Origin of the sequence: Brunnivagina elsteri CCALA 953, from assembly GCF_002289455.1 — a bacterium.
GTDB lineage: Bacteria > Cyanobacteriota > Cyanobacteriia > Cyanobacteriales > Nostocaceae > Brunnivagina > Brunnivagina elsteri.
In genome coordinates this window covers 1-1,152 of record NZ_NTFS01000783.1, presented here as the reverse complement: position 1 = coordinate 1,152, position 1,152 = coordinate 1, and the positions used below count along the sequence as shown (strand labels likewise).

2 protein-coding genes are annotated in these 1,152 nt (G+C 34.5%); both read left to right on the top strand.

The window, feature by feature from the left end:
* Positions 1-10 precede the first annotated feature (10 nt).
* Entirely contained in the window at positions 11-775 is a 765-nt protein-coding gene (locus tag CK510_RS30655; RefSeq protein WP_095725158.1) for an ABC transporter ATP-binding protein, read from the top strand.
* Positions 776-843: 68 nt separating this feature from the next.
* A partial coding sequence (locus CK510_RS30650) for an ATP-binding cassette domain-containing protein (RefSeq protein ID WP_143289538.1) occupies positions 844-1,152 on the top strand: 309 nt, incomplete at its 3' end.

The following is a 1,152-nucleotide window of genomic DNA, read 5'->3' as shown; positions in this document are numbered from 1 at the left end:
TATTAAAAGTATGAGTTTAATATTAGAAGCGAAAAATCTGACACGTCGTTTTGGTGGATTAGTTGCAGTAAATAATGTCACTTTCTCTGTGAAAAAAGATGAAATATTTGGTTTAATTGGTCCAAATGGTGCTGGTAAAACTACTCTTTTCAATTTAATTACAGGTTTAATCCCACCTTCCGAGGGGAAATTGCTGTATCAAAGTATAGAAATATCCCAAAAAAGACCATATGAGATAGCAGCATTAGGAATTGCTAGGACATTTCAAAATATACGTTTATTTGGAGAACTTTCGGCACTAGAAAATGTAATTATCGGTAGACATTTACATACAAAAAGTAACTTATTTACAGGTATTTTTGGAATTCCACCTGCACCTAAAGAAGAAAATAAAAGTAAACAAAAAGCCTTAGAATTATTAGAGTTAGTTGGTTTACAAAATCGTGCTGAAGAGCAAGCCAAAAACTTTCCATATGGAGAACAAAGACGTTTAGAAATAGCTCGTGCTTTGGCATTGGAACCGCAAATTTTGTTACTTGATGAACCCGCAGCAGGAATGAACCCCAGCGAAAAACAGCTATTAAGCGACTTTATCAGGCAAATTCGCGATACATTTAAGCTGACAGTAATCCTAATTGAACACCACGTTCCCCTAGTAATGGGATTGTGCGATCGCATTGCAGTATTAAACTTTGGGCAACTCATCGCTTTAGACGAACCCGCAGTCGTCAGAAGTAATCCAGCAGTTATCGAAGCATATCTGGGAAACGAATAATTTTAATTTTATGGGTTAATAGTTAATAATTCATTTGCAATGAATAATAAGGAACATTTAATTACTATATGAAGAACGAAATTACTATATTAGAAATAAAAAATCTCTGTGTAAATTATGGTGGAATTAAAGCACTAAAAAATATCAATTTGTATATCAATAATGGTGAAGTTATCACACTAATTGGTGCTAACGGTGCGGGAAAAACAACTACCCTTCGCGCTATCTCAAAAATAATTAATATTTATAGCGGTGAAATCCTTTATAACGGACGCAATATTGTTCGTCGTCCACCACATGAAATTGTCAAGTTCGGTATAGCTCATTCTCCTGAAGGTAGACGAGTTTTAGCCAAACAAACCGTATACGATAACTTA